This is a genomic window from Micromonospora sp. NPDC047753 (assembly GCF_040642735.1).
Classification (GTDB): domain Bacteria; phylum Actinomycetota; class Actinomycetes; order Mycobacteriales; family Micromonosporaceae; genus Micromonospora.
The window spans coordinates 1-6,698 of the sequence record NZ_JBEYSL010000380.1 but is presented as its reverse complement, the minus strand read 5'-3'; the positions used below and the strand labels follow the sequence as shown (position 1 = coordinate 6,698).

The following is a 6,698-nucleotide window of genomic DNA, read 5'->3' as shown; positions in this document are numbered from 1 at the left end:
CTTCAACGCTCCGCCGAATTGGCCTACCCCGCCGCAGGGTTGGGCACCCGGTCCTGGGTGGAAGCCGGACCCGGCATGGGGACCTCCGCCGCCGGGATGGCAGCTATGGATCGCCGATGCACCAATCGCCGCGCCCGTACTGCAGCCACTGCCTGCTCCTCCCGTGGTGGCCTCGCCCATGCCACAGACCGTCCCGCCGCAACGCGCCGACGATCCTGAGATTCCGCTCTTCGGGGCGCGGACCAAAGCACGCGAACTTGCTGCGGAGGTGTCACACCTCAGAGCGGAACTGGATCGGGCCCGGCTAGAGATGAACCGCCTCGGAGTACTGCCCGCCGTAGAACTCGAGCAGTACAGGGAACAGCTGACGCGAGAAATCACCGAACAGACCGCTACAGCCCAAGCGCATAAGGCTGACCTGGAGCGCCAGCTGCGGGACCTTAGTCAGCAGGTCGTGGTGACCGAGGAGACGGCGCTGCTGCAGGAGGCTGGCGTCTACGACTACCGGCACCCCCTGTCAGACGCGGTCGCATACCAGAGCGCGCTGGCCGGGCTGCAGGCCAAGATCAAGAACATGGCTAAGCGGGAAGGCGGCGCGGTCCTCGCCGTGACTGGCTGGACGGTGAACGGCTCAGCTGCCGAAGGGCGGGTGATGGTCCGGGACTTCTCCAAGCTGCTGCTGCGGGCCTACAACGCCGAAGCCGACAATCTGGTACGGGGCCTGAAGCCCTACAAGCTTGACTCGGCCGTCGAGCGCCTGGGCAAGGTCGCCGCGACGATCGCCAAGCTAGGCAAGACGATGCACATCCGCATCTCGGAGGACTACCACCGACTGCGGGTCCGGGAGTTAGAGATCACGGCTGACCACCAGGCAAAGCTCGCCGAGGAGAAGGAACGTGAGCGCGAAGAGAAGGCGCGACTGCGCGAGGAGCGACGGGTTCAACAGGAAATCGACCGCGAGCGTGCCCGTCTCGACAAGGAACGTCAGCACTACGCCAACGCCCTCGCCGCCCTGCAAGCTAAGGGCGACGTAGACGGCGCCGCCCAGATGCAGGAGCGGCTGTTGCAGATCGACACCGCCATCGAAGACGTGGACTACCGAGCCGCCAACGTCCGCGCTGGCTACGTGTACGTCATCTCGAACCTGGGAGCCTTCGGCGAGAAGGTCGTCAAGATCGGCATGACCCGCCGCCTCGACCCACTGGACCGAGTCCGCGAACTCAGCGACGCCTCCGTCCCCTTCAACTTCGACGTTCACGCACTCTTCTTTTCCGAGGACGCCGTCGGGATCGAAGCCAAGATGCACAGCCGCCTGGCTGACCGAAGAGTCAACCTCATCAACCAGCGACGTGAGTTCTTCTACGCCACGCCACAAGAAGCCAAGGAGTACCTGCTGGAGCTGACGGGCAGCCTGCTGCAGTACGACGAAATCCCCGAGGCACTCGAATACCGGCAAAGCCTGACCCAGGCCAAGGGGTAGGTCCAGTAGGGGCTGGCGGAACCATGAGCATCTCCTGCCAGCGCAGGGTTTGTATCCGCAACCTCCATCAGATGGTGTTATTTCGTTGCGGGCCGGAGCCTGTCGAGCTACCCCTTCTCACACCAGGCGAGACCGATGTCGACGAGATCTTTGCCACCATGGCTCGTCGGGCGGGCGAGTTGCTTCCCGACGTTCGGGAGGAATAGCACCAAGGCTTGCCGCCGATTCGGCCTGTCAGCCGCCCTTAAGCCCTTCCTTCATCTTGGCTCTTAGACTGAGCTGCCGCCCACGCTTCTCGCAGTTCGTCCGATGCGCGAGTCGTGCTATCCATGATGGCACCCTGCAACTGCGCCCCACGCAGGTCCGCCCGGTCCAACTCTGCCCCGCGCAGATCCGCCCGGTCCAGCTCTGCCCCACGCAGGTTCGCCCCGGTCAGATCCGCGCGCTGCAGGTTCGCAACGGTCAGGTTCGCGCGCTCCATATTCACCCCGGTTAAGTCTGCGCCCTGCAGGTTCGCCCCTCTCAAATCCCCGCGCTCAAGATTCGCTCTAACCAGGCGCGCGGCCTGCAGGTTGGCCGTGAGCAGCTTCGCATCCTGAAGGTTCGCCTTGCCCAGTCCCGCGCGCTGCAGATCGGCCTGAAAAAGCTGCACGCCCTGCAGGTGCGCCCCGGCCAGGTATGCGTCCGTCAGGCGTGCCTCGCCGAGGTACCCGCCCTGCAGGTCCGCGTGCTCCAAATCGGCCCGCTGTAGATTTGCCGCGGTCAGGTCCGCCCTCTGCAGGTTCGCCTCGACCAGGTCCGCCCCCTGCAGGTTCGCCTCGACCAGGTCCGCCCCCTGCAGGTTCGCCGCACTCAGGTCCGCGCCCTGCAGGTTCGCAGCGGTCAGTTCCGCGCGCTGCAGGTTCGCCGCGGCCAGGTCAGCGCCGCACAGGTCAGTGCGAGCAAGGTCGACCGAGTTGGATTCGGACCGGTGCGGGCGGCGACCGAGAACCGTAAGTGCGGCTTGGACATCGGTCGGCTGAACCACTGAGCCGATGGTGTGGACAGACGCGATCTGTTCTGCACCAATCGGTCCGACCGTCGCCGGCGGGGTCGACGCTGGTCGGGTCCGTTCGCGGACGAATGCCGCGAGGACTTCGACGACGGTGTTGTGGTCTCGGTCGGACTCGACCATCAGGTGCTCGAGTGCGTAGATGCCCCCAAGCCGTTCAGTGAGCTTGTCTGAGGCCAACTGCCCGATCGCCGTCGTATAGCGACCGGTGAACTGGCCCCGGCGGCTCAGGTAGTAGGTGCGCGCCGTGAAGGCTGCGCCGGTGAGCACGACCAAGCCGCCCACCGCGGCCAGCAGGGTCTGCCGGGTGGCGTTGTGGACGTCGGCCTTGTCCTTGCCCTGGAGGTGTTTAGCCGGGGTCGCCCACCACGCGACCGGTCCGAGAAGCAATATCAGCAAACCGGTCAGCAGCAGCACCGTTAGCGGCATCCAAACAGCCGGCCGCTGCAGGACGCGCAGCATGGACGTGGCCAACACTCGTCGTTGCACATGACGAGTACAGCCGATGCGCGCCAAAACGCCTAGCTAGGTGGCCCGCATGATCAGCTGGCGACGATGACGAGCGTGTACGTGACGCGACCCGCCGGCACCACGACCAGGTCAGGTGAGGTTCCCCCGGTTTGCCGGAGGGTTGGTTACCTGGCGCCGGTGGGCTCAGGCTGAACGATAGCTGTCTCGGTCTGCTGGGCCTGGTGGGTGTGCCAGGCGGCTTCGTACTCGTCTGGGGATCGCCAGCCGAGGTCTTTTTGGATGCGGCGGGTGTTGTACCAGCCGTCGATGTAAGTGAAGATGGCGTTCTCCGCCTCGTCGCGGGTTCGCCACGAGTTGCGGTAGACCAGATCGATCTTCAACGTCGACCAGAAGTTCTCCATCAGGGCGTTGTCGAACGAGTCGCCGACCGACCCCATCGAGGGCAGGATTCCGTTGTCTGCCAGGCTCTGCGCGAAGCGGAAAGACGTGTAGTTCGACCTGCGGTCTGAGTGGTGGATCAGTGGGCCGTCGCGGACGTCGCGGGACCATATGCCGTACTCGAGGGCGCCGAGGATCAGGTCTGTGTCGCAGCGGTCGGAGCAGCGCCAGCCCACGATGCGGTTGGAGAAGACGTCGCGCACGGCGGCGAGCCAGAACACGCCTTCGCCGCAGGGGATGCGGGTGGCGTCGGCGACCCACAGCCGGTTCGGCGCCGCAGCGGTGAACTGCCGGTTGACCAGGTCCGGTGCCGGTGTGGCCTTCGGGTTCGATCGGGTCGAGGGGATGTGCCACTTCTTGCGCAGGAACGCGCCTTGCCGGCCGGCGTCGCGCATCAACCGCTCGACCCGCTTGCGGCCGACGTGCCGGCCTTGGCGGCGCAGCATGGCGTGCACTCGCGGGCTGCCGTAAGTGCCGCCAGAGACGTCGTGGATCTCCGCGATCTCCACCGCCAGGTCCGCGTCCTCACGGCGCCGGGCAGACGGGTTCGCGGCTTGGGCGAGCCAGCCGTAGTAGGTGGAGACGGCCACGCCAATAACCCGGAGGACGGGCTCGACCCCGAAGCGATCGCGTAGCTCGTCGACGAGCGTCACGACCGTCGCCGGGTCGGGTCGAGTTCCGAGGCGAAAAAGCCGAAGCGGCGTTCAGGATCTCGTTGGCCCGCTTCAGTTCGGCGTTCTCCCGCCGCAGCCGGCGCAGCTCCTCCAGCTCCCCGCTGGTCGGCCGGTCGTCACGTTGGCCACGGTCGGCTTCGTCTTGGCGGATCCAGTTCCGCAACGCCTCGTGATGCACGCCGAGCTGCCGCGCCAGTTGGCGGATCACGGGCTTCGGGTCCGACTCCCGATACAAAACGCACCGCACGTTCACGCAGCTCATCGGGGTACTTCTTCGGTGCTGCCACGGATGACTCCCTTCAGCTCCATCAGAGCATGATCGAAAGCCTCCGAGCTACCGGGGGAACGGCACTGGTGACGCTCGCGGTTACCGGAGGGTGTGACGACGGCGGATCAGCGAGGCCGCGTGCCGTCACTATCTCGCCGATCGTTGGTGTTCCCGCCACGAGTAGCCCGGCGCCCGCCGTTGACTCCCTGTACGACGCCACCAACCTCGACTTGTGCCGGCGCACGGACCTGGCGCCCTTGGCGGACCCGCACCACGTTGGCAGTCTCCGGATCCGGCAGCCACGGTCTTCCCCGCCCGTGGACATTCCATGATCGTGAAGGGGGCACTGCTTGCGCGACGGCATGCCACCGACGCGGTGCCTGCTGCGGTAGATGTCCGGCTGCAGCGCACCCGAGGGGTAACCCATGGCGGAAGAACAGCGCGCGCTCATAGGCTCGACGCCTACCTTCAGTGGTACTTCAAACGTCACTCGAGCGATGGAGACGGACAGCCTCATGACCACAGTCGGCGAACAGATCCAGCGCGTGGATGAGGCGATCTGCCAGAACATCGCCTCGCTCACGGACCAACGCGCGCTGCTCTCGCAGAACCTGCTCGCCCAACTGCGCAACCTGGTCGAGGGCGTCGCCGTGCGTCTGCACACGGGCGGGGACGGTGCCGAGTTCAGTTACGCGGCCGTGGAACCCGGGCTTACCTTCGTCAAGTCCAGGGCCAGGCTGAACTTCCTCGGCAAGTTTCACAAGCTCATCCAGATCAGCGCCTCCCACTACACCCTGGACGGCGACTCGTCAGAGCGGCTGATGCTCAAGTACTACGAGTACCTCCTGCGTATCCGCACCCTGCTGAAGGACAGCTGCGGAATCTCGGTGCTGGCGAACCTGGAGTCGTTCCCGGTCGATCTCGATCCCTCGCTGCGGGAGTACCACGAGAAGATTGCCACCAGGATCGAGGCGCTTCGGACGGCGCCGGTCGCCCGTGACACGCGGGCCCGGTACTACATCCATAAGACGCGCCCGTTCTTCGTCGACGGACGCATCTACTACGAGGTCACCTTCTATCGGGCCGTCAACAAGGTCGCCAAGACCGACCGCATCATCGCCTTCACCGACATCGACATGACCGACAAGTACGCGGCGATGCTGACAATCCAGCACGATGCGATCGACGTACTCGATCAGACAATGCCGATCACGGTGATCCGCGAGTGGGAGGTTTCGATCCGGCCGTGCGAGTTCGACAACTTCGCACGCCTGTTCGGCATCTTCACCACCGTCCGGATCAGCTCCTCGGAGTACATCTACCTGATGCGAGGGCTGACGGCCAGCTCCGGCAGCCTGCTCGACCTGATCGACATGCCTGAGGATAAGTACCAGGGGACGCGGACCGAAGGCACCTCGCTCGTCAAATCGCCGCAGATCTTCGCCGCGCTGGACGAGGCGCGCCGGATCGTGCGCGCGGGCCTGCCCGGCCACAACGTCATCCGCTACCTCATGCTCCAGATGAACAACCTGGTCCTGAGACGGCAGTACAGCTGGGACGGCTGCGGCCGGCTGTCAGGGCTGAATCTTCAGTACGGCTGCATCCCGTTCGACGAGATGCCCCTCTGCACCTCGCTGCCGGGACACAACCCGCGATTCTGGGACCTGGCCGAGAGCTTCGAGACCACCAGACGCCAGCACGAGCTGCTCGCCCGGCGGGTCAAGAACAACGTCGAACGCCGCGGCATTCTCTACACGCCCGTGGCGGAACTCGAGGGTTTCGGGGACGTCAGCGCGCAGGTGAGCGCCTACAACAGCAGGATTTACTTCCGGCACACGCAGCGGCAGCTCGTGCTGGACAAGGGGCACGTCTTCATTCGGGGTTACGAGGACGACACCTTCGCGATCGTCGAACAGCTGCAGCAGCTCGCCGCGACGGGGATCGACGGCTACACCGCGGCCGTTGAGCGTTGGCTCGCCGAGCAGCCCCGCGGCATCGACGACGCGTTTAAGAGCGACGCACTCAAGCAGTTGTTCAGCCAGTCGAAGGTGGCGCTGATCTACGGTGCGGCCGGCACCGGCAAGACAACGATGCTCAACCACATCGCGAACTACTTCAACGACAAGTCGAAGCTGTTCCTCGCCCACACCAATCCGGCAATGAACAACCTCAAGCGCAAGGTCACCGCACAGGACTCGACCTTCCGGACGATCAGCAGCCACCCAGACCGTCTCGTAGACGGCGCGCAGTTCGCTGATCGTGAACTCGGCGGCGAGGAAGCGGGTGGCGAGCGGGGTGTACTCCAACTTGGAGCGG

The 6,698-nt window shown here is 65.2% G+C and carries 3 protein-coding genes and 3 pseudogenes; 2 read left to right on the top strand and 4 right to left on the bottom strand.

What is annotated here, in order from left to right; all coding sequences use genetic code 11:
- The first annotated feature begins 178 nt into the window (after positions 1-178).
- On the top strand, positions 179-1,480 hold the full coding sequence (locus tag ABZ749_RS26010; protein ID WP_357232318.1) for a DUF4041 domain-containing protein: 1,302 nt from the start codon (positions 179-181) through the stop codon (positions 1,478-1,480).
- Between the two features lie 244 nt (positions 1,481-1,724).
- On the opposite strand, the gene ABZ749_RS26005 is transcribed toward ABZ749_RS26010, so the two are convergent.
- The 3 genes and pseudogenes from ABZ749_RS26005 to ABZ749_RS25995 all read right to left on the bottom strand — a co-directional run.
- Positions 1,725-2,993: a pentapeptide repeat-containing protein gene (locus tag ABZ749_RS26005; RefSeq protein ID WP_357232315.1), complete on the bottom strand. Its 1,269-nt coding sequence runs from the start codon at positions 2,991-2,993 to the stop codon at positions 1,725-1,727.
- 173 nt (positions 2,994-3,166) lie between these two features.
- Positions 3,167-4,093 (bottom strand): IS3 family transposase, encoded by a 927-nt coding sequence (locus tag ABZ749_RS26000; protein WP_357232311.1) that lies wholly within the window; start codon positions 4,091-4,093, stop codon positions 3,167-3,169.
- Positions 4,094-4,172: 79 nt separating this feature from the next.
- A pseudogene (locus ABZ749_RS25995) lies at positions 4,173-4,376 on the bottom strand (transposase); the annotation flags it as partial.
- Positions 4,377-4,807: 431 nt separating this feature from the next.
- Here ABZ749_RS25995 and ABZ749_RS25990 point away from each other — a divergent pair.
- A pseudogene (locus tag ABZ749_RS25990) lies at positions 4,808-6,538 on the top strand (ATP-binding protein); the annotation flags it as partial.
- 66 nt (positions 6,539-6,604) lie between these two features.
- Here the strand turns inward: ABZ749_RS25990 and ABZ749_RS25985 are convergent.
- Positions 6,605-6,698, bottom strand: a pseudogene (locus ABZ749_RS25985) (DNA hydrolase); the annotation flags it as partial.